Source organism: Ideonella azotifigens (assembly GCF_021043325.1).
Classification (GTDB): Bacteria; Pseudomonadota; Gammaproteobacteria; order Burkholderiales; family Burkholderiaceae_C; genus Ideonella; species Ideonella azotifigens.
Genome location: NZ_JAJNKD010000021.1, coordinates 49,431 through 69,677, shown reverse-complemented (window position 1 = coordinate 69,677; position 20,247 = coordinate 49,431). Strand labels below are relative to the sequence as shown.

The following is a 20,247-nucleotide window of genomic DNA, read 5'->3' as shown; positions in this document are numbered from 1 at the left end:
GCTTCAGCTTCAGCGGCGCGCGGCCTTCTGGTGCTCGGCCAGGCTGCGCATCGCGTCCATGGCCTGGATGGCCCAGGGTTCGGGCAGGTTCAGCGGCGGCAGCGTGACCGGGCCACCGATGGCCGCTGCAGCGGATGTGCCGTGGCCGTGGGCGTGCGGGAACAGGCTGTCCAGCCCGCGGTAGAGCTCGGCGCGCAGGCCGCGGGTTTCGCCGTCGGTCTGGCGCAGGGCGGCCAGCACCGGGCCGCGCAGCAGCCACAGGTCCAGCGGTTCGTTGGCCAGCCGCACCTGGTTGCGCAGCCATTCGCCCTTGCGGTCCTTCATGGTGGCCACGGCGCGCATGAAGATGTGTTTCATCTCGACGAAGGCGCGTCGGGCGGCAATGCGGGCAGCGCGTTCGGCCGGCAGGCCGGCGGCCGCCAGTTCGGCGTCGAAGGCGCTGGGCATCACGCTGTCCAGCTCGCTCAGCAGCGAGGACCCGGGCAAGGTGTTGGCAAATGCCGGTGCGCGGCGCTCAGGAATTGTGGCGTTGGGCATGGCGATCAGTCGACTGCAAGACATTCGTGGCCGTGCCCGCGGCGCGGGCCGGGAAATGGCGGTTCACCTGCGCCAGCCGGCGGTCGGCCTCGGTCTGGTTCAGGTGGAAAGCGATCAGGTTGTAGAGCTCGGCGCGCAGGTGCCACAGCTCGCGCAGCGAGCGGGCATGGCAGGCGCGGCGCGACAGGTCGTGCGTGGCCTCGCCGTGCAGGTCGCCCAGCGCGGCGCAGAAGTCCTGCCTGGCCTTGTCCAGCACGGTGGGTCGGGCACCGCCGGTGGCCGGCGACTGGCGCATCCAGCTCCACACCGACTGCCAGACCGGCTCGGCCTGGCCCCACAGCGCGGGCGGCCGGATTTCAATGCGGCTGGGCGGCACCGTCGCCGAGGGGCGGCGGCGCAGCAGGCGTTGAAGCAGGCGTGTGGGGCTCATGCGAGCTTCATCGGTCAAAGGCAGTGAGAACATGAGGGGATTGTTGAGATTCCCTTTCGTGTCCAAAGCCCGGAAAAGACCGGGAAACGGCCCCAGCCGCTCAGCGTGTGGCTGTCTTGGGCTGGAACTGGCAGTCCACTGCCACCTGGCAGGCCGCGCAGCGTGGCAGCCGGGCCTGGCAGACGTAGCGGCCGTGCAGGATCAGCCAGTGGTGGGCGTCCACCCGGTAGGCCGGCGGCACGCGGCGCAGCAGCACCTGCTCGACCGCCAGCGGGTTCTTGCCCAGCGCCAGGCCGGTGCGGTTGCCCACACGGAAGATGTGCGTGTCGACCGCCATCGTCGGCTCGCCGAAGGCCACGTTCAGCACCACGTTGGCGGTCTTGCGGCCCACGCCGGGCAAGGCCTCCAGCGCCTCGCGCTCGCGCGGCACCCGGCCGCCATGTTGCTCGACCAGCATGCGGCAGGTCTGCAGCAAATGCTTGGCCTTGGTGCGGTAGAGGCCAATGGTCTTGATCTGTGCTTCCAGGCCTTCGAGGCCCAGCGCCAGCATGCGTTGCGGCGTGGGCGCCAGCGCGAACAGCTTGCGGGTGGCCTTGTTGACGCCCACGTCGGTCGCCTGGGCCGACAGCAGCACGGCGGCCAGCAGCTCGAACACATTGGTGAACTGCAGTTCGGTTTCGGGGTGCGGGTTGGCGGCGCGCAGCGTGGCGAAGAAGTGTTCGACCTGGGCGTCCGTCATTGGGGCCGAGCTGCCGGGCGTGGCCAGGGCTTCGGGAGCGGCTGCAGGCGGGACAGGGTTGCGGCGGGTGGCGTTCATCGGGCCTTGTCGTCAGGAGGGGCGGGCTGGCGCTGGGCGCGGGCACGGGCCATCGCGGCTTCGACGATGGCGCGCTTGCGGTCCAGTGCGGCCGGGTCGGTGAGCTGGCTGGCGGCGGCCAGGTCGGCCAGCTTGTGGGCAGCCTTGGCGGCCAGGCGCTCGTCGTTCTCGCGCTTGTCGCGTGTGGTGCGGAACTGGTGGAAGGCGTAGCGCTGGCGGGCCTCGTCGGCCAGCTGGCTCTCCCATGCAGCCCAGCCAGTGGCCTGGCCGCTGACCGGCAGCATGGCGATGCAGTCCACCGGGCAGGCCGACACGCACAGCTCGCAGCCGGTGCACTGGGCTTCGATGACGGTGTGCATGCGCTTGGCTGCGCCGCTGATGCAGTCCACCGGGCAGGCCTTGATGCACAACGTGCAGCCGATGCACCAGGCTTCGTCGATGACGGCCACCGCACGCGGGCCTTCGTGGCCGTGCTCGGGGTTCAGCGGCAGGACGGGTAGGCCAGTCAATGCCGCGAGGCGGGCCACGCCTTCCGCGCCGCCGGGCGGGCATTGGTTGATGCCGGCCTCGCCCGCGGCGATGGCCTGGGCATAGCTGCGGCAGTCCGGATAGCCGCAGCGGGTGCACTGGGTCTGCGGCAGCGCCGCGTCAATGCGGACGGCCAGCGTGGGCAAAGGGGATGCGGGAGGCGGGAAGGGCGCGAGCGTCACCCTCGGATTATCCCGCTGGCGGGCTTCGCTCCCTCAGGCCTGTGACTTCTTGCGCGGCGTCGCGCTGCGCTTGGCAGCGGCTTTCACCGGCGCCTTGGCGGCCAGCTTGACCGCAGCCTTGGCTTCGGTCTTGGCCGGCACCTTCGCAGCGGCGCGAGCGGCCACCTTGCGGGCTGGCTTGGGGGCGGCAGCAGGTTCGTCTGCCGGGATGGCTTCCGGCGCAACAGGCACCGCGCTGGGCAGCGATTCGGCCGGGTTGAAGCGGCGGATGAACTCGCACACTTCCGGGTAGACCTTCTCGCGCCAGCGGCGGCCGGAGAAGATGCCGTAATGGCCTGCACCGACCACGTCGTAGTGCTGCTGGTGCTCCGGCGGGATGCCGGTGCACAACTGGTGCGCGGCGCGCGTCTGGCCAGCGCCGGAGATGTCGTCCAGCTCGCCTTCGATGGTCAGCAGCGCGGTGTTGCGGATGTCCTGCGGCCGGACCTGGGTGCCATCGACTTCCCAGGTGCCATGGACCAGCGCGAACTCCTGGAACACGGTCTTGATGGTGTCCAGGTAATACTCGGCCGGCATGTCCAGCACGGCGTTGTATTCGTCGTAGAACTGGCGATGGGTTTCGGCGCTGTCGTCGTCACCCCGCACCAGGTCCAGGAAGTAGTCGTAGTGCGAGCTGACGTGGCGGTCCGGGTTCATCGCAACGAAGCCGGTGTGCTGCAGGAAGCCGGGATAGACCGCGCGGCCCGCGCCGGGGAAGTTCTGCGGCACGCGGTAGATCACGTTGTTCTCGAACCACTCGAAGCTCTTGTTCATCGCCAGGTTGTTCACCGCGGTGGGCGATTTGCGGGCGTCGATCGGGCCGCCCATCATGATCATCGTGCGTGGCGTGAATTCCTTGTGCGTGGCCATCAGCGAGATGGCAGCCAGCACCGGCACCGTGGGCTGGCAGACCGAGATCACATTGACCTCGGGGCCGATGTGGCGGATGAATTCCTGGATGTAGGCGATGTAGTCGGCCAGGTGGAACGGGCCGGCTTCCAGCGGCACCATGCGGGCGTCGGTCCAGTCGGTGATGTAGACCTTGTGGCCCTGCAGCAGGCTCTTGATGGTGTCGCGCAGCAATGTGGCATGGTGGCCGGACAAGGGGGCCACGACCAGCACCACCGGCTGCGCCTTCATGTCGCCCAGCGCGGTGGCATCGTCCGAGAAGCGCTTGAAGCGCACCAGTCGGCAGAAAGGCTTTTCCACCGCGACCTGTTCCTGCACGGCGACGTCCACGCCGTCCACGCGCACGGTCTGGATGTTGAAGGTGGGCTTTTCGTAGTCCTTGGCCAGCCGGTGCATCAGGTCCAGGCCGGCGGCCACGCGCTGGGCCATGGGCGTGTGCGTGAACGGCGACAGCGGATGGCTGTACAGCTTGGCCGAGGCACTGGCGAATTCGGCAAACGGCGCCATCAGCGCGCGTTGGGTTTCATAGAGCTGGTAGAGCATGCGGGCTCCTGTTGGGGTGGCCCGGCGAGGTGAGCCGGCGGCTGGCTTTGGCAGCGCGCCAGCGTCCTCCATGGACCGAATTCTGCAATTGTGCACTGCAGCAAAAATTTGCGCATCGGTAGTGCCACGATCAGCACTTGCACCGATTGGCAGCGACTTGGCACCCATTGGGCAGCAGTTGCCTGCATGCTGCAGCGCGAAAAAGCGGCGCCGCGACGGGCCAGTTCAGCCGCTTGCTCAGGCCATCCAGAACATGACCACGCTCATGCGCTTGGTCTCCGGCGTGTTGCCCCAGTAGGCGGTGGCGCTGTGGATCAGGTCGGCCTTGTAGACCAGCATCCGGTTGAAGCGGTGGTCAATCGCAACGTCTTCGACGAACAGGTCGGGCGGCACGAAGCGGGTGTCCAGCGCCTCGACCAGGTTGGCGAAACGGGCGGGCAAGGTGTTGCCACCCAGCGAGCCGTCCGGCAGGCGCACGCGGTAGAGCGCGGTGCCGCAATGGTCAGGCACGTCCGGGTTCAGGTACAGCACCGCGGCGTATTTGCACAGGCGGCGCGAGTCGGTGTGCGGCTTGGCGCCGCTCTCGCCTGCGCCCACCAGCTGCACGCAGTTGTGGTTGAACTGCGGGCCAGTCTTGCCCGGCAGGCTCACGGCAAACAGCTTCTTCTGGCCAGTCTGCTGCCGCGCCCACGCTTCCAGCGGGGCCAGCTCATCCGCCGTGAGCGCCGGCTGGGCCCGCTGCCCCGGCCAGGCCTCCGGCCGGTGCGGCGCGCCCAGAACCCAATCGTCGCGCTGCAGCAGGCGCTGGCGCACCGCAAGCGGGTCGGGCAGGGCGTTGTCGAGGATCCAATAGTCCCGGCCGAGCAGCGGCGGGCGGTAGATCAGCCGGTGGGCCTTGGGCATACCGGGCGCGGGGGAGAGCACAGCCATGCGGCGATTGTGCCCTTGCCCCGCGGGCTCGGTTTCAGATCACCTTGGCGATGGACTGGGTGACGTAGCCGATGTTGTGCTCGTTCAGCGCAGCCACGCAGATGCGGCCGGAGTCCACGCCGTAGACGCCGAACTCGTTGCGCAGGCGTTCCATCTGGGGCTTGGTCAGGCCGGAGTAGCTGAACATGCCGCGCTGGGTGGTGATGAAGCTGAAGTCGCGGGTCACGCCTGCCGCCTTCAGCTGCTCGACGAACGCACCGCGCATCTTCTTGATGCGGTTGCGCATGCCGGCCAGTTCTTCTTCCCACTGGGCGCGCAGCGCGGGGGTGGTCAGCACGGTGGCGACGATCTGCGCGCCGTGCGTGGGCGGGTTGGAGTAGTTGGTGCGGATGGTGATCTTCAGCTGAGAGAGCACGCGCGCCGTTTCGTCCTTGCTGGCGCAGACGACCGACAGGCCGCCGACCCGCTCGCCGTAGAGGGAGAAGCTCTTGGAGAACGAGGTGGAGACGAAGAAGTCGATGCCGGCGGCAACGAACTGGCCGATCACGGCGCCGTCTTCCTGGATGCCGTCGCCAAAGCCCTGGTAGGCCATGTCGAGGAAGGCAACCAGGCCGCGCGCCTTGACCGCGGCGATGACCTGTTCCCACTGGGCCGGCAGGATGTCGTAGCCGGTCGGGTTGTGGCAGCAGGCGTGCAGCACGACGACGGTGCCGGCGGCGGCGCTGTTCAGCGCGGCCAGCATGCCGTCGAAGTTCACGCCTTGCTTGTCGGCGTCGTAGTAGGGGTAGGTGTCGACTGTGAAGCCGGCGTTGGTGAACAGCGCGCGGTGGTTTTCCCAGCTCGGGTCGCTGATCAGCACCTTGGCGGTGGGGTTCAGCTTCTTCAGGAAGTCGGCCCCCAGCTTCAGGCCGCCGGTGCCGCCAATGGCCTGCACCGTGGCGACGCGGCCTTCCGCCAGCAGCGGGCTGCCTTCGCCGAAGACCAGGGCCTGCACGGCCTTGTCATACGCGGCAATGCCATCAATTGGCAGGTAGCCGCGGGCGCGGGCGGCTTCGACCAGTTGGGCCTCGGCGGCTTTCACGCAGGCCAGCAGCGGCAGCTTGCCGTTGGCATCGGTGTAGACGCCGACGCCGAGGTTGACCTTGGCGGGATTGGTGTCGGCGTTGAACTGTTCGTTGAGGCCGAGGATCGGATCGCGAGGCGCCATTTCAACGGCGGCGAACAGCGACGAGGCGGAGGAAGACATGGAAGCAGTCCTGTGGATCGGAGGAGGCGCCGGGGCGGCAAAGGCATCGACAGTCGGCGCGGCCGTTTGGGATGCGCTACGCTGTCAGGTTGGCCCGGCGTGCAACTCGCGCCGAGCTTGCGGATTTTAAGCGTTGAAGGGGGAAAGACCCGATGTCGGAACTCACGGGCCTGGGAACGGGCGCTGGAATGGATGCAGGTGCAGGTGCAGGTGTGGGTGCGGGCACTGGCGCGAAGGCAGTCTCGCTGGATGCCGAAGGCTTCCCCGAGGGCGAGTTCGTCAGTTTCCCGGATTCGCCGTTCCAGCTGTACCAGCCCTACCCGCCAGCGGGGGATCAGCCGACGGCGATTGCGCAGCTGGTCGAAGGCATACAGGACGGGCTGGCCTACCAGACGCTGCTGGGCGTGACCGGCTCGGGCAAGACCTTCACGATGGCCAACGTGATCGCCCGCATGGGCCGGCCGGCCATCGTGTTTGCGCCGAACAAGACGCTGGCGGCGCAGCTGTACAGCGAGTTCCGCGAGTTCTTCCCGAAGAACGCGGTCGAGTACTTCGTCAGCTACTACGACTATTACCAGCCCGAGGCTTACGTGCCTCAGCGGGACCTTTTCATCGAGAAGGATTCGGCGATCAACGAGCACATCGAGCAGATGCGGCTGTCGGCCACCAAGAGCGTGCTGGAGCGGCGCGACACCATCGTTGTCGCCTCGGTCAGCGCGATCTACGGCATTGGCAAGCCGGAGGACTACACGCAGATGCGCTTCATCTTGCGCAACGGCGACAAGATGGGCCAGCGCGACGTGATCGCCCAGCTGATCCGCATGCAGTACACCCGCAACGAGACCGACTTCTCGCGCGGCAGCTTCCGCGTGCGCGGCGACACGATCGACGTCTTCCCGGCCGAGCATTCGGAGCTGGCGGTGCGCATCGAGCTGTTCGACGACGAGGTCGAGGCGCTGTCGCTGCTGGACCCGCTGACCGGCAGGGTCCAGCAGAAAGTGCCGCGCTTCACGATCTACCCCTCCAGCCACTACGTGACACCGCGTGACCGGGTGCTGGCGGCCATCGACGCCATCAAGACCGAGCTGCGCGAGCGGCTGGCGTTTTTCGTCAAGGAAGGCAAGCTGGTGGAGGCGCAGCGCGTGGAGCAGCGTACCCGCTTCGACCTGGAGATGCTGCAGGAGGTTGGCCACTGCAAGGGCATCGAGAACTACAGCCGCCATCTTTCGGGCGCCGCACCCGGCGACCCGCCGCCGACGATGGTGGACTACATGCCCAAGGACGCGCTGATGTTCCTGGACGAAAGCCATGTGCTGATCGGCCAGTTCAGCGGCATGTACAACGGCGACCGGGCGCGCAAGACCACGCTGGTGGAATACGGCTTTCGCCTGCCCAGCGCGCTGGACAACCGGCCACTGAAGTTCGCCGAGTTCGAGACCAAGATGCGGCAGTGCGTGTTCGTCTCGGCCACGCCGGCGGACTACGAGAAGCAGCACGCCGGCCAAGTGGTCGAGCAGCTTGTGCGGCCCACCGGGCTGGTGGATCCCATCGTGGAAGTGCGGCCGGCGCAGCAGCAGGTCGACGACGTGCTGCAGGAGATCCGCGAGACGGTGGAGAAGGGCGAGCGGGTGCTGATCACCACGCTGACCAAGCGCATGGCCGAGCAACTGACCGACTACCTGACCGACAACGGCGTGAAGGTGCGCTACCTGCACTCGGACATCGACACCGTGGAACGCGTCGAGATCCTGCGCGACCTGCGGCTGGGTGTGTTCGATGTGCTGGTGGGTATCAACCTGCTGCGCGAAGGGCTGGACATCCCCGAGGTCAGCCTGGTGGCCATCCTGGACGCCGACAAGGAAGGCTTTCTGCGCGCCGAGCGCAGCCTGGTGCAGACGATTGGCCGGGCGGCGCGCAATGTGAATGGCCGCGCCATCCTCTACGCTGACCGCATCACCGACTCGATGCGCCGCGCGATGGACGAAACCGAGCGCCGCCGCGCCAAGCAGGTCGCGTTCAACGAGGCCAATGGCATCGTGCCGCGCGGCATCCGCAAGCAGGTGCGCGAGATGATCGACGGCGTGGTGGCGGAAAAGTCGGGCAAGGACGACCTGCGCTTCGCGCAACAGGCGGCCGAGGTCGAGGCGATGAGCGAGAAGGACCTCAGCAAGCGCATCAAGCTGCTGGAAAAGCAGATGCTGGAGCATGCAAAGAGCCTGGAGTTCGAGAAGGCGGCCCGCATTCGCGACCAATTGGCCCTGTTGCGAGAACAGGCTTTTGGCGGCGGCAGCACGCACGACAGCAGTGCCGTGAGCCTGGTCGCCGCCAGCCGCTGAGCCTGGTTTCCCTGGGAGCGCGCCATTTCCGTTGCTTTTCCGGGGCCTGCATGACCGGACGCCGGGTAAGGAAATTTCCCGCCAGACCACGGAACCTTTGACCGGGATACACGACTAAAAGACTCGGCTTCGCCTATAATCGAGCAAATCACTCGGGATCTTCCGAGGGTTAACCCGGCGCGAAAGCGGTCATCCGCCCAGCCCACCGGGAGCCGGTGAGGAAGCCGGCCGCGGGACCAGATGTTCCGCTGGCATGTGTCGCCAACCGAGTAGACAGGAGAGTCTCATGCGTCTGACCACCAAAGGCCGCTTTGCGGTAACCGCCATGATCGATCTGGCGCTGCGTTCGAACAACGGGCCCGTGGCCCTGGCAGCCATCAGCCAACGTCAGCAAATCTCCTTGTCGTATCTGGAGCAACTGTTCGGCAAGCTGCGTCGCCACGAACTGGTCGAAAGCACCCGCGGCCCTGGCGGCGGCTATTCGCTGGGCCGCAAGGCCGAGGAAATCAGCGTTGCCGACATCATCGTCGCGGTCGATGAACCCATCGACGCGACCGGCTGCGCCGGCAAGGAAAATTGCATGGGCGAGGATGCCGGCCGCTGCATGACCCACGAACTGTGGGCCAATCTGAATGCGAAGATGATCGAGTACCTCGACTCCATCAGCCTGCGCAAGCTGGTTGACGATCAGTTGGACAAGGGCCTGTCGATCGAGGAGGCGCCGATCAAGCGTGCCATCTCGACCGTGCCTGTGGTCAAGCCGATCAAGGTCACCGCGCCGAACTCCGTGTTCGCGCTGGGCAACGCCTTTTCCAAGTAAGCCAGGCGCCAGCCTGCGTCACGCCGGCCGCTGGGCGGCTCGGCCGGCGTGGTGAATGGTGCTGCCCTGCGGCGCCAACTGTTTCCCTCACTGCCGTGCATTTGAAGCGCAAGAAGAACCGATCATGGACATGACCCCGCACTTCCCAATCTACATGGACTACGGCGCGACCACCCCGGTGGATCCGCGTGTTGTGGACGTGATGGTGCCGTGGTTGCGCGAGCATTTCGGCAACCCGGCGTCCCGCAGCCATGCCTGGGGCTGGGAAGCGGAAGAGGCGGTCGAAAAGGCCCGTGTGCAGGTGGCCGACCTGATCGGCGCCGACCCGCGCGAGATCGTCTGGACCTCCGGTGCCACCGAGTCGAACAACTTGGCGCTGAAGGGCGCGGCCCACTTCTACCAGAGCAAGGGCAAGCACCTGATCACGGTGAAGACCGAGCACAAGGCCGTGCTGGACACCATGCGCGAGCTGGAGCGGCAAGGCTTCGAGGTGACCTACCTCGACGTGAAGGAAGACGGACTGCTGGACTTCGACGCCTTCAAGGCTGCGATCCGCCCGGACACCATCGTTGCCTCGGTCATGTTCGTGAACAACGAGATTGGCGTGATCCAGGACATCACGGCGCTGGGCAACTTGTGCCGCGAGCGCGGCGTGATCTTCCACGTCGACGCGGCCCAGGCCACCGGCAAGGTCGAGATCGACATGAAGACGCTGCCGGTCGACCTGATGAGCCTGGCCTCGCACAAGACCTATGGCCCCAAGGGCATTGGCGCGCTGTACGTGCGCCGCAAGCCGCGTGTGCGCCTGGAAGCGCAGATGCACGGCGGTGGCCATGAGCGCGGCCTGCGTTCGGGCACGCTGCCCACGCACCAGATCATCGGCATGGGCGAGGCCTTCCGCATCGCCAAGGAAGAGATGGCGAGCGAACACGCGCGCATCTCGGCGCTGCACCAGCGCCTGCTGAAGGGCCTGTCGGAGATCGACCAGACCTTCATCAACGGCGACCTGACGCGCCGCGTGCCGCACAACCTGAACATCTCGTTCAACTACGTCGAAGGCGAGTCGCTGATCATGGGTGTCAAGGGCCTGGCGGTGTCGTCCGGCTCGGCCTGCACCTCGGCCAGCCTGGAGCCCAGCTATGTGCTGCGCGCGCTGGGCCGCAGCGACGAGCTGGCGCATTCCAGCCTGCGCATGACCATCGGCCGTTTCACGACCGAGGAAGAGATCGACTACGCGATCAGCGTGCTGAAGGACCGTGTGGGCAAACTGCGCGAGCTGTCGCCGCTGTGGGACATGTACCGCGACGGCATCGACATCTCCAGCATCCAGTGGAGCGCGCATTGACGGCATGACAACCCCGGGCTGCGGGCCTACCGCAGCCACCCCCCGAGGGGGAGCGGGGCCGCTTGGGAGCGGCCCGGCGCTGGCCCCGCGGCAGTGATCAAGAGACAGACAGGAGTTCGAAATGGCATACAGCGACAAGGTCATCGACCACTACGAAAACCCGCGCAACGTGGGCGCGTTCGACAAGGGCGACGAAACCGTTGGCACCGGCATGGTCGGCGCGCCGGCTTGCGGCGACGTGATGAAGCTGCAGATCAAGGTCAACCCGGTGTCGGGCCTGATCGAAGACGCGCGCTTCAAGACTTACGGCTGCGGCTCGGCCATTGCCTCGTCGTCGCTGGTCACCGAATGGGTGAAGGGCAAGACGCTGGACCAGGCGCTGACCATCAAGAACACCCACATCGCCGAAGAATTGGCGCTGCCGCCGGTGAAGATCCATTGCTCCATCCTGGCCGAAGACGCGATCAAGGCCGCGGTGGACGACTACAAGGCTCGCCACGCCGCGGCTTCGGCACCGCAGGTCGCCACGGAAGCGAACTGACATGGCGGTGACCCTCAGCGAGGCCGCAGCGCGCCATGTGACGCGCTACCTGGCGCGCCGTGGCAAGGGCGTGGGTGTGCGCCTGGGCGTGAAGACCACCGGCTGCTCCGGCCTGGCCTACAAGCTGGAATACGCCGACGACATCACGCCCGACGATGTGATCTTCGAAGACCACGGCGTGAAGGTGCTGATCGACCCGAAGAGCCTGCCGTACCTGGATGGCACTGAGCTGGATTTCGTGCGCGAAGGCCTGAACGAAGGCTTCAAGTTCCACAACCCGCGCGAGAAAGACCGCTGCGGCTGCGGAGAGTCCTTCCGGGTTTGAAGTGCATGCGGGCCCACCGGCCTGCGTTGCGGCGAAAATCTGCCGGTTTCTGAAAACTGGCAATCCTGAGCGCGGAGCCCCCTGGCCGCGCTCTTGGTTTTTTGAAGCGCCTCTTTCGCGCGTTCCTCCACTTCCGCTGTTTGACATGACCCACGCCTCGCCCGTGAGCATTCGCCCCGAGCGCGCCGATCATCCCCAGGTTGGCCCGTTGCTGGCGGCGCTGGACGACTACCTGGCCACGCTGTATGCGCCGGAGGACAACCACATCCTGGACGTGAGCGCACTGCTGCAGCCCGAGGTCGACTTCCTCGTTGCCACGCAGGGCGACAGGCTGGTGGGTTGCGGCGCCACGCGCCGCATGCCGGGGGAAGCTGACACGGCGGGCCAGGCCTATGGCGAGATCAAGCGCATGTACGTGGCGCCCGAGATGCGCGGCCAGCGCATTGCCGAGCAACTGCTGGCGCAGTTGGAGGCCCGGCTGCTGGCCGATGGCCTGACGCTGGCGACGCTGGAGACCGGCCGCGACCAGTTGCAGGCGGTGCGCCTGTACGAGCGTTGTGGCTACCAGCGCCGCGCGCCCTTCGGTGGCTACCCGGACAACGGCCTGTCGCTGTTCTACGAAAAGCGGCTGGCGCTTTCGGCACCGGTTCCGGCATGAACCTGCAGGACGACGACTTCACGCTGTTCGGTCTGCCGGTCCGCTTCGCGTTGGACCGTGCCGCTTTGGACCAGCGCTGGCGCGAGTTGCAAGGCCGTGTGCACCCGGACCGCTTCGCTGCCGAAGGCGCGGCCGCCCAGCGAATTGCGATGCAATGGTCGGTGCGCATCAACGAAGCCTACCGTCGCCTGAAGGATCCTCTGGCCCGTGCGCAGTACCTGTGCGAGTTGCGTGGCGCGGCCATCGAGGCAGAAAGCAATACCGCGATGCCGACCGGTTTCCTGATGCAGCAGATGGCCTGGCGCGAAGCGCTGGACGATGCGCCGGATGCCGCGGCCGTGCAGTCGCTGGACGACGAGGTTGCTGCCGACGAGCGCCGCCTGCAGGCCGACATCGGTCGCCTGCTGGACGAGGCCAATGACGCCCCCGAAGCCGCCCGCCAGGTGCGTGCGCTGATGTTCGTGAACCGCTTCCGTGCCGACCTGGCGCGCCGGCTGGACGCGGACGACCGTTGAATTCAAGAACCCGGACTTTCGCTGTACCGATCCATGGCCCTGCTCCAGATTTCCGAACCCGGCCAGGCGCCGGACCCGCACCAGCGCCGCATCGCGGTGGGCATTGACCTGGGCACCACCAATTCGCTGGTCGCCGCGCTGCGCCATGGCGTGGCCGAATGTCTGCCGGACGGGCAGGGCCGCACCATGCTGCCGTCTGCCGTGCGCTACCTGGAGGGCAACGGCCGCCAGATCGGCGTGGACGCCGCAGCCGCCTCGGCCGAAGACCCGGAAAACACCATCGTCTCGGTCAAGCGCCTGATGGGCCGCAAGCTGGCCGACGTGACAGGCCGCGGCCGGCTGCCGTACCAGTTCATCGACCAGCCCGGCATGGTCGCGATCCAGACGCGGCAGGGCGCCAAGACGCCTGTCGAGGTGTCGGCCGAGATCCTGGCCACGCTGCGTTTCCGCGCCGAAGACACCTTCAATGACGATGTGTTTGGCGCCGTGATCACTGTGCCGGCGTATTTCGACGACGCCCAGCGCCAAGCCACCAAGGACGCGGCCCAGCTCGCGGGCCTGAACGTGCTGCGGCTGATCAACGAGCCCACTGCGGCCGCGGTCGCGTACGGGTTGGACCACGGCAGCGAAGGCCTCTACGCCGTCTACGACCTGGGCGGCGGCACCTTCGACATCTCGCTGCTGCGCCTGACGCGCGGCGTGTTCGAGGTGGTCGGCACCGGGGGGGACGCTGCGCTGGGCGGCGACGATTTCGACCATGCGATTGCCGACTGGGCCGTGGCCCAGGCTGGCCTGACGCTCGCCAGCGCGCATGACAAACGCAGCCTGCTGGTCGCCAGCCGCGCTGCCAAGGAAGCGCTGACCGATGCGGCTGAGACCACGCTGCGGGTCGTGCTGTCTGGCACCGAGCTGACGCTGCCGCTGAGCCGCGAGCAGTTCGAGGCACTGACCAGGCCGCTGCTGGACCGCACGCTGTCTGCGGTGCGCAAGGTGCTGCGCGATGCCAAGCTGAGCCGGGACGAGGTGCAAGGCGTCGTGCTGGTGGGCGGTGCCACGCGCATGCCGGCGGTGCGCGAAGCCGTCGGCGCGCATTTCGGCCGCCCGCCGCTGGTCGACCTGAACCCTGACGAAGTGGTCGCGCTGGGCGCCGCGATCCAGGCCAATGCGCTGGCCGGCAATGCCCGGGACGGTGACGAGCTGCTGCTGCTGGACGTGATTCCGCTGTCGCTGGGCCTGGAGACCATGGGCGGCCTGACCGAGCGCATCATCGAGCGCAACACCACCATTCCCGTGGCCAAGGCGCAGGACTTCACCACCTTCAAGGACGGCCAGACCGCGATGGCGCTGCACGTGGTGCAGGGCGAGCGCGAATTGGTCTCCGAATGCCGCTCGCTGGCCCGCTTCGAGTTGCGCGGCATTCCGCCCATGGTGGCCGGCGCGGCGCGCATCCGCGTGACCTTCCAGGTCGATGCGGACGGGCTGCTGGGCGTCAGCGCGAAGGAGTTGATCTCCGGTGTCGAAGCGGCTGTGCAGGTCAAGCCCAGCTATGGCCTGGCCGACGACCAGATCGCGAAGATGCTGCAGGACGGCTTTGCCAGCGCCGAGACCGACATGCGCGCCCGTGCGCTGCGCGAGGCCAAGGTCGAGGCCGAGCGCATGCGCCTGGCCACGCTGGCCGCGATGGCGGCCGATGGCGACCTGCTGAGCCAGGCAGAAGGCGCCGAACTGCAGCGGCTGCTGGCTGCCTTGGCCGAAATCGCCGCTGGCGACGATGCTGACCGCATCACCCAGGCCGTCGAGGCGCTGGCCGAAGGCACCGAGGCATTTGCCGCTGCGCGCATGAACCGCGGCATCCAGGCCGCGTTGACTGGCCGCAGCCTGGACACGCTCTGAACACCGCGCAGCACCGCCGGCTGAACACTTTCAAGACACCATGCCCATCATCCGCATCCTTCCTCACGCCGAGCTGTGCCCGCAGGGCGCCGAGATCACCGCGCCCGAAGGCACCTCGATCTGCGAAGCCTTGCTGGACCATGACATCGAGATCGAGCATGCCTGCGAGATGAGTGCCGCCTGCACCACCTGCCACGTGGTCGTGAAACAGGGCTTCAACTCGCTGGGCGAGATCGACGAGATCGAGGAGGACCTGCTGGACAAGGCCTGGGGCCTGCAGCCGACCTCGCGACTGTCCTGCCAGGCGATGCTGGCCAAGGAAGACGTGACGATCGAGATTCCGAAGTACACGATCAACCATGCACGCGAACGGCACTGAGCCGACAGGCGTGATGGCGGCGCTTGAGTCGCCGCGAACGCCGGCATTGCGCCAGCGCGGCGACTGAGCGGTTCGGATCAAAAAGGACGCTGGCCGGGCAGGGCGTCATGCCCTTCGGCGAAAGTCCTCAGCTGACGCGGCTGTGCCCGATGTGGAAGGGCCAGCTCACTTTCCAGCGGCTGGGCTTGGGCGGCTCGGCTTCCCGGTCTTCCAGCAATTCGCGGGATTGCAGGTACTGCAGCAGGTTTCGCACTTCCGTGGTCGACACGCCGCTGCACTTCTGCAGGTGCGGCTCGGTCACATGGCGCTGTGACAGCTCGCTCACCATGCGGCGGTAAGCGGTGCGACGAAATTCGGCCGGAAGATCCGGCCAAGCAACAAGCTTGTATTCCTTCATGGCCCCAACAACCTTTGTTTTTGAATCTGCAACGACGTGCGCACTTATGGTGCGGCGCTGACCATTCTCTACAAACTTCGTGAAAATGCACAGTCCCGCGCCAGATCATCTGAAAAATATTTCTGTCTCGACTGAGGCTTGCCGTGTCCATCACCATCCTGGGTTTTGAATCCTCCTGCGACGAAACCGGTGTCGCCTTGGTGACTTGTTCGCCAGGGCAGGTGCCGGTGCTGCGGGCCCACGCCTTGTACAGCCAGGTGCAAATGCATCAGGCTTATGGCGGCGTGGTTCCGGAACTGGCGTCGCGCGACCATGTGCGGCGTGCATTGCCGCTGGCGCGCGAAGTGCTGGCCAAGGCCGGGGCCGAGCTGGCTGAGGTGGACATCGTGGCCTACACGCAAGGGCCAGGCTTGGCGGGGGCTTTGCTGGTGGGTGCTGGCGTGGCCAGCGCGCTGGGCGCGGCGCTGGGCAAGCCGACGCTGGGTGTGCACCATCTGGAAGGCCACCTGTTGTCGCCCTTCCTGTCGGCCGATCCGCCGGAATTTCCCTTTGTGGCCTTGCTGGTTTCAGGTGGCCATACGCAATTGATGCGGGTGGATGGCGTCGGTCAGTATGGCTTGCTGGGCGAAACCATTGACGACGCAGCCGGCGAGGCCTTCGACAAATCCGCCAAGCTGCTGGGCCTGGGTTACCCCGGGGGGCCGGCCTTGTCTCGGCTGGCACAGCAAGGCGATGACCAGGCCTTTGACCTGCCGCGGCCTTTGCTGCACCAGCCCAACCTGGACTTTTCGTTTGCCGGGCTGAAGACGGCGGTGATGATCGCGCTGCGCAAGCTCGGGCCAGTACCCAGCGAACAGCAAAAGGCGGATCTGGCGGCCAGCACCGAGGCGGCCATCGTCGAGGTGCTGGTGCGCAAGTCGCTGCGGGCGCTGAAGGAAAGCGGGCTGCAGCGGCTGGTGGTGGCAGGTGGCGTGGGCGCCAATTCGCGCTTGCGGCGCGATCTGAACGCCGTGGCCATGCGCCGCGGGCTGCGCGTGCACTACCCGGAGCTGGAACTGTGCACCGACAACGGCGCGATGATCGCAATGGCCGCGGCGATGCGTCTGCAGGCCGGGCTGGCCCGGCCCAACTGCGACTATCGCTTCGAGGTCAGGCCGCGCTGGGAACTCGGCGCAGCCTGAGGATCCTCAAATTCAGCTGACGGTCAGCTGCGAGGCTTCGGTCGGCTGGCGCTTTTGCAGCGTCAGGGTCAACACGCCGGCCTCCAGCTTGGCTTGCGAGCTGGTCTGGTCGATCTCGACCGGCAGCACAAAGCTGCGCGCAAAGTTGGCCAGGGTGCGCTCGCGGTAGATCACGCGCACACCTTCTTCGGCCGCAGGCGCGGCCGGCAGCGGCGCTTCGATGCGCACGCGGCGGCCTTCGACGGCGATCTTGATGTCTTCCTTGCGCACGCCGGGCAGGTCCAGCTGCACGCTGTAGGCCTTGTCGGATTCGCTCACGTCCAGCGCTGGGCTGAGGGTGTTGTCCTGGTTTTGTGTCGTCATGCCCAGCAGGCGGTTCAAGGTGTCATCGACCACGCGGTCAATGCCGCGGCCCAGTGGCGAGGTGCGGGCGGTGGTGCGGGTCAGCGGAACGAGCAGCATGTGAAACTCCTGAAAGATCAATGAAATTCGGGCTGTCTGGCTGCGCCGGGAATCGGCGGGCTCACGTCCCTTGTGGCTGCAGTTGGCAGCGGCCGAATGCATTTCAAGGCCTTGCACGGCGCGGCAAAAATATGCCGCCAACCAGCTTGAAACAAGGCCTTGCGCCGCCATCGCGAGCCGATCGGGGCGCCCTGGACGCCAGGTGCCCGGCTGGCAAGTGCGAACACGCTTGCGGTGTCCCATCGGGCGGGAAATCGTTTCGGGCTATAATCTTTGGCTTCCGCCTTTTGTGGCGACTGACGTGCAAAGCTTTGGGGCTGAAGTCGTTGGTTGCCGGAGGACCGGATGCATCGCACGGCGTGGGTCGGTTTCACCCGCGACCGCAAGTTAAAACCGGAAACCGTTGATCTGCTTCGCGATTGATCGAAGGCAGCGGCGGCATTCCAAAACAAAGGAAATCGCCATGTCCGTGGTTGAAATGAAGAAGTCTGACATCGTCCAGGCCCATGCTCGCGGCCCAGCCGACACCGGCTCGCCTGAAGTCCAGGTGGCCCTGCTGACTGCTCGCATCAACGAGCTGACTCCCCACTTCAAGACCCACGCGAAAGACCATCATGGCCGCCGTGGCCTGCTGAAGATGGTCAATTCGCGCAAGAGCCTGCTGGCCTACCTGAAGGCCAAGGACGCCGACCGTTACACCGCGCTGATCCAGAAGCTGGGCCTGCGCAAGTAATCTCCCATCAGTGACCAAGAGCCTGTCTGGAACCATCGCCAGCACAGGCTCTTTGTTTTTGGAGCCAACCGGAATCGGGGCATTGCTGTGTCATTCCAACAGGCGGCTGCAGTCCGCCGCCCGTTGGAATGGCATCCCGCCCGACGCCGTCTGACTCCCGGTCCAAAAGCGCCACCGAAAGCGTGCTAGTCCCTCTCAAGGAGACCAATAACATGAGTCTGTTCAACAAAGTCACCAAGACCTTCCAGTGGGGCCAACACCAGGTCATCATGGAAACCGGTGAAGTCGCGCGCCAATCCACCGGCGCCGTGCTGGTCAACATCGAAGACACCGTGGTACTTGCCACCGTGGTCGCCAAGAACGATCCGAAGCCGGGCCAGGATTTCTTCCCGCTGACCGTCGACTACATCGAGAAGACCTACGCTGCCGGCAAGATCCCGGGCAGCTTCTTCAAGCGTGAAGGCCGTCCGAGCGAACTCGAGACCCTGACCAGCCGCCTGATCGACCGTCCGATCCGCCCGCTGTTCCCGGAAGGCTTCTTCAACGAAGTCCAGGTCGTCATCCATGTGCTGAGCCTGAACCCTGAAGTCCAGGCCGACATCGCCGCACTGATCGCGACCAGCGCCGCACTGTCGATCTCCGGCATTCCGTTCAATGGCCCAATCGGCGCTGCACGCGTGGGCTACATCAACGGCGAATACGTGCTGAACCCGGGTCAGACCCAGTTGACCGAGTCCAAGATGGACCTGGTCGTGGCCGGCACCGAAGCCGCCGTGCTGATGGTCGAGTCCGAAGCCGACCAACTGGCCGAAGACGTGATGCTGGGTGCCGTGGTGTTTGGCCATGAGCAAAGCCAGGTCGCGATCAACGCAATCCATGCCTTGGTGCGCGAAGCCGGCAAGCCGGTGTGGAACTGGCAAGCCCCGGCGAAGAACGAGCCGTTCATCGCCAAGATCAACGAACTGGCCGAAGGTCCGCTGCGCGCCGCCTACCAGATCCGCTCCAAGCAGGCCCGCACCCAGGCTTGCCGCGACGTCACCAGCAACGTGCTGGCTTCGCTGAAGGCCGACGGCCTGGAGTTCGACAAGGTTGAAGTCGAAGGCCTGCTGTTCGAGATCGAGGCCCGCATCGTGCGCGGCCAGATCCTGGCCGGCGAGCCGCGCATCGACGGCCGCGACACCCGCACCGTGCGCGCCATCGAGATCCGCAACAGCGTGCTGCCGCGCGTGCACGGCTCTGCGCTGTTCACCCGTGGTGAAACCCAGGCGCTGGTCGCGGCCACGCTCGGCACCGAGCGTGATTCGCAGACCATCGACGCGCTGGCTGGCGAGTACAGCGAACGCTTCATGCTGCACTACAACATGCCCCCGTTCGCCACCGGCGAAACCGGCCGCGTGGGCAGCCCGAAGCGCCGCGAAATCGGCCACGGTCGCCTGGCCAAGCGCGCGCTGGTCGCCGTGCTGCCGAACAAGGAAGACTTCCCGTACACCATTCGCGTGGTCTCGGAAATCACCGAGTCCAACGGCTCCTCGTCGATGGCTTCGGTCTGCGGCGGCTGCCTGTCGATGATGGATGCGGGTGTGCCGCTGAAGGCGCACGTGGCTGGCATCGCCATGGGCCTGATCAAGGACGGCAGCCGCTTCGCGGTGCTGACCGACATCCTGGGCGATGAAGATCACCTCGGCGACATGGACTTCAAGGTGGCCGGCACGACCACTGGTGTCACTGCGCTGCAGATGGACATCAAGATCCAGGGCATCACCAAGGAAATCATGCAGGTTGCATTGGCCCAGGCCAAGGAAGCCCGCATGCACATCCTCGGCAAGATGGTCGAGGCCATGGGCACCGCCAAGACCGAGCTGTCGGAATTCGCACCGCGCCTGTACACGATGAAGATCAATCCGGAGAAGATCCGTGACGTGATCGGCAAGGGCGGCGCCACCATCCGTGCGCTGACCGAAGAGACCGGCTGCCAGATCAGCATCGAGGAAGATGGCACCATCACCATCGCCTCGACCGATGGCGACAAGGCGGCCCACGCCAAGAAGCGCATCGAAGAGATCACGGCCGAAGCCGAAATCGGCAAGGTCTACGAAGGCGCGGTCACCAAGATTCTCGACTTCGGTGCACTGATCAACATCCTGCCGGGCAAGGATGGCCTGCTGCACATCAGCCAGATCGCGCACCAGCGCGTCGAGAAGGTCACCGACTTCCTGACCGAAGGCCAAGTGGTCAAGGTCAAGGTGCTGGAGACTGACGAGAAGGGCCGCATCAAGCTGTCGATGAAGGCGCTGCAGGAACGTCCGGAAGGCATGGAAGAAGAGCGCTTTGAGCGTGCTCCGCGCCGTGAATACGGCGACCGTCCGCCGCGCAGCGACCGTGGCGACCGGCCTGACCGTCCGCGCCGCGAGCGCGCCGAGCAGCGCCCGGATGCCGTGCCCGCCGAAGGTGGCGAGGGCGAAGCCCAGCAACAACAGCAGCAACAGCAGTAAGCCAAGGCT

Annotated in this window: 21 protein-coding genes; 12 read left to right on the top strand and 9 right to left on the bottom strand. The window is 66.2% G+C overall.

Features of this window, described 5'->3' with window-relative positions; all coding sequences use genetic code 11:
• Window positions 1-9 precede the first annotated feature (9 nt).
• The 7 genes from LRH25_RS28725 to LRH25_RS28695 form a co-directional block, all read right to left on the bottom strand.
• Window positions 10-537, bottom strand: a complete 528-nt coding sequence (locus LRH25_RS28725; RefSeq protein ID WP_141288358.1) for a hypothetical protein — start codon at window positions 535-537, stop codon at window positions 10-12.
• Entirely contained in the window at window positions 515-967 is a 453-nt protein-coding gene (locus tag LRH25_RS28720; RefSeq protein ID WP_231012992.1) for a hypothetical protein, read from the bottom strand. The genes LRH25_RS28725 and LRH25_RS28720 overlap by 23 nt, the downstream gene beginning before the upstream one ends.
• A 100-nt stretch (window positions 968-1,067) precedes the next feature.
• Window positions 1,068-1,706: an endonuclease III gene (gene nth, locus LRH25_RS28715; protein ID WP_141284708.1), complete on the bottom strand. Its 639-nt coding sequence runs from the start codon at window positions 1,704-1,706 to the stop codon at window positions 1,068-1,070.
• 74 nt (window positions 1,707-1,780) lie between these two features.
• The gene (gene rsxB, locus LRH25_RS28710; protein WP_231012991.1) at window positions 1,781-2,494 is read right to left on the bottom strand and encodes an electron transport complex subunit RsxB; all 714 of its coding nucleotides are present in this window, start codon (window positions 2,492-2,494) and stop codon (window positions 1,781-1,783) included.
• Between the two features lie 33 nt (window positions 2,495-2,527).
• Complete coding sequence (locus LRH25_RS28705; protein WP_141284662.1) at window positions 2,528-3,985, bottom strand: polyhydroxyalkanoate depolymerase; 1,458 nt, start codon at window positions 3,983-3,985, stop codon at window positions 2,528-2,530.
• Between the two features lie 237 nt (window positions 3,986-4,222).
• Entirely contained in the window at window positions 4,223-4,915 is a 693-nt protein-coding gene (locus LRH25_RS28700) for a DUF6445 family protein (RefSeq protein WP_231012990.1), read from the bottom strand.
• Window positions 4,916-4,949: 34 nt separating this feature from the next.
• Window positions 4,950-6,161: an amino acid aminotransferase gene (locus LRH25_RS28695; RefSeq protein ID WP_141284664.1), complete on the bottom strand. Its 1,212-nt coding sequence runs from the start codon at window positions 6,159-6,161 to the stop codon at window positions 4,950-4,952.
• Between the two features lie 188 nt (window positions 6,162-6,349).
• Here LRH25_RS28695 and uvrB point away from each other — a divergent pair, with 188 nt between their 5' ends.
• The 9 genes from uvrB to fdx all read left to right on the top strand — a co-directional run bounded on the left by uvrB (window position 6,350) and on the right by fdx (window position 14,973).
• A complete protein-coding gene (gene uvrB / locus LRH25_RS28690; RefSeq protein ID WP_141284666.1) occupies window positions 6,350-8,497 on the top strand; it encodes an excinuclease ABC subunit UvrB in 2,148 nt (715 codons plus the stop codon).
• 286 nt (window positions 8,498-8,783) lie between these two features.
• The gene (iscR, locus tag LRH25_RS28685) at window positions 8,784-9,317 is read left to right on the top strand and encodes a Fe-S cluster assembly transcriptional regulator IscR (protein ID WP_141284715.1); all 534 of its coding nucleotides are present in this window, start codon (window positions 8,784-8,786) and stop codon (window positions 9,315-9,317) included.
• Window positions 9,318-9,441: 124 nt separating this feature from the next.
• On the top strand, window positions 9,442-10,662 hold the full coding sequence (locus LRH25_RS28680) for an IscS subfamily cysteine desulfurase (protein ID WP_141284668.1): 1,221 nt from the start codon (window positions 9,442-9,444) through the stop codon (window positions 10,660-10,662).
• 121 nt (window positions 10,663-10,783) lie between these two features.
• Complete coding sequence (iscU, locus tag LRH25_RS28675) at window positions 10,784-11,203, top strand: Fe-S cluster assembly scaffold IscU (RefSeq protein WP_141284670.1); 420 nt, start codon at window positions 10,784-10,786, stop codon at window positions 11,201-11,203.
• A 1-nt stretch (window position 11,204) separates the two neighbouring features.
• Complete coding sequence (iscA, locus tag LRH25_RS28670; RefSeq protein WP_141284672.1) at window positions 11,205-11,528, top strand: iron-sulfur cluster assembly protein IscA; 324 nt, start codon at window positions 11,205-11,207, stop codon at window positions 11,526-11,528.
• Between the two features lie 145 nt (window positions 11,529-11,673).
• Window positions 11,674-12,186 (top strand): GNAT family N-acetyltransferase, encoded by a 513-nt coding sequence (locus tag LRH25_RS28665; RefSeq protein WP_141284674.1) that lies wholly within the window; start codon window positions 11,674-11,676, stop codon window positions 12,184-12,186.
• The gene (gene hscB / locus LRH25_RS28660) at window positions 12,183-12,701 is read left to right on the top strand and encodes a Fe-S protein assembly co-chaperone HscB (protein ID WP_141284676.1); all 519 of its coding nucleotides are present in this window, start codon (window positions 12,183-12,185) and stop codon (window positions 12,699-12,701) included. Before LRH25_RS28665 ends, hscB begins: the two co-directional genes overlap by 4 nt.
• A 33-nt stretch (window positions 12,702-12,734) precedes the next feature.
• Complete coding sequence (gene hscA, locus LRH25_RS28655) at window positions 12,735-14,594, top strand: Fe-S protein assembly chaperone HscA (RefSeq protein ID WP_141284678.1); 1,860 nt, start codon at window positions 12,735-12,737, stop codon at window positions 14,592-14,594.
• A gap of 40 nt (window positions 14,595-14,634) precedes the next feature.
• On the top strand, window positions 14,635-14,973 hold the full coding sequence (gene fdx, locus LRH25_RS28650) for an ISC system 2Fe-2S type ferredoxin (RefSeq protein WP_141284680.1): 339 nt from the start codon (window positions 14,635-14,637) through the stop codon (window positions 14,971-14,973).
• 127 nt (window positions 14,974-15,100) lie between these two features.
• On the opposite strand, the gene LRH25_RS28645 is transcribed toward fdx, so the two are convergent.
• Window positions 15,101-15,298, bottom strand: a complete 198-nt coding sequence (locus tag LRH25_RS28645; RefSeq protein WP_231012989.1) for a hypothetical protein — start codon at window positions 15,296-15,298, stop codon at window positions 15,101-15,103.
• 215 nt (window positions 15,299-15,513) lie between these two features.
• On the opposite strand from LRH25_RS28645, the gene tsaD reads away from it, so the two are divergent.
• Window positions 15,514-16,551, top strand: coding sequence for a tRNA (adenosine(37)-N6)-threonylcarbamoyltransferase complex transferase subunit TsaD (tsaD, locus tag LRH25_RS28640; protein ID WP_141284684.1), 1,038 nt, complete (start codon window positions 15,514-15,516; stop codon window positions 16,549-16,551).
• 12 nt (window positions 16,552-16,563) lie between these two features.
• Here the strand turns inward: tsaD and LRH25_RS28635 are convergent, their stop codons facing one another.
• Window positions 16,564-17,013 (bottom strand): Hsp20/alpha crystallin family protein, encoded by a 450-nt coding sequence (locus LRH25_RS28635; RefSeq protein WP_170200710.1) that lies wholly within the window; start codon window positions 17,011-17,013, stop codon window positions 16,564-16,566.
• Between the two features lie 463 nt (window positions 17,014-17,476).
• On the opposite strand from LRH25_RS28635, the gene rpsO reads away from it, so the two are divergent.
• A complete protein-coding gene (gene rpsO / locus LRH25_RS28630) occupies window positions 17,477-17,746 on the top strand; it encodes a 30S ribosomal protein S15 (RefSeq protein WP_141284687.1) in 270 nt (89 codons plus the stop codon).
• 212 nt (window positions 17,747-17,958) lie between these two features.
• The gene (gene pnp, locus LRH25_RS28625) at window positions 17,959-20,238 is read left to right on the top strand and encodes a polyribonucleotide nucleotidyltransferase (protein WP_141284689.1); all 2,280 of its coding nucleotides are present in this window, start codon (window positions 17,959-17,961) and stop codon (window positions 20,236-20,238) included.
• Window positions 20,239-20,247: the final 9 nt, after the last annotated feature.

Coding starts and splice junctions, on each gene's coding strand:
- LRH25_RS28725 (WP_141288358.1), bottom strand. CDS start 537: ATGCCCAACGCCACAATTCCTGAGCGCCGCGCACCGGCATTTGCCAAC.
- LRH25_RS28720 (WP_231012992.1), bottom strand. CDS start 967: ATGAGCCCCACACGCCTGCTTCAACGCCTGCTGCGCCGCCGCCCCTCG.
- nth (WP_141284708.1), bottom strand. CDS start 1,706: ATGACGGACGCCCAGGTCGAACACTTCTTCGCCACGCTGCGCGCCGCC.
- LRH25_RS28705 (WP_141284662.1), bottom strand. CDS start 3,985: ATGCTCTACCAGCTCTATGAAACCCAACGCGCGCTGATGGCGCCGTTT.
- LRH25_RS28700 (WP_231012990.1), bottom strand. CDS start 4,915: ATGGCTGTGCTCTCCCCCGCGCCCGGTATGCCCAAGGCCCACCGGCTG.
- LRH25_RS28695 (WP_141284664.1), bottom strand. CDS start 6,161: ATGTCTTCCTCCGCCTCGTCGCTGTTCGCCGCCGTTGAAATGGCGCCT.
- uvrB (WP_141284666.1), top strand. CDS start 6,350: ATGGATGCAGGTGCAGGTGCAGGTGTGGGTGCGGGCACTGGCGCGAAG.
- iscR (WP_141284715.1), top strand. CDS start 8,784: ATGCGTCTGACCACCAAAGGCCGCTTTGCGGTAACCGCCATGATCGAT.
- LRH25_RS28680 (WP_141284668.1), top strand. CDS start 9,442: ATGGACATGACCCCGCACTTCCCAATCTACATGGACTACGGCGCGACC.
- iscU (WP_141284670.1), top strand. CDS start 10,784: ATGGCATACAGCGACAAGGTCATCGACCACTACGAAAACCCGCGCAAC.
- iscA (WP_141284672.1), top strand. CDS start 11,205: ATGGCGGTGACCCTCAGCGAGGCCGCAGCGCGCCATGTGACGCGCTAC.
- LRH25_RS28665 (WP_141284674.1), top strand. CDS start 11,674: ATGACCCACGCCTCGCCCGTGAGCATTCGCCCCGAGCGCGCCGATCAT.
- hscB (WP_141284676.1), top strand. CDS start 12,183: ATGAACCTGCAGGACGACGACTTCACGCTGTTCGGTCTGCCGGTCCGC.
- hscA (WP_141284678.1), top strand. CDS start 12,735: ATGGCCCTGCTCCAGATTTCCGAACCCGGCCAGGCGCCGGACCCGCAC.
- fdx (WP_141284680.1), top strand. CDS start 14,635: ATGCCCATCATCCGCATCCTTCCTCACGCCGAGCTGTGCCCGCAGGGC.
- LRH25_RS28635 (WP_170200710.1), bottom strand. CDS start 17,013: ATGCTGCTCGTTCCGCTGACCCGCACCACCGCCCGCACCTCGCCACTG.
- rpsO (WP_141284687.1), top strand. CDS start 17,477: ATGTCCGTGGTTGAAATGAAGAAGTCTGACATCGTCCAGGCCCATGCT.
- pnp (WP_141284689.1), top strand. CDS start 17,959: ATGAGTCTGTTCAACAAAGTCACCAAGACCTTCCAGTGGGGCCAACAC.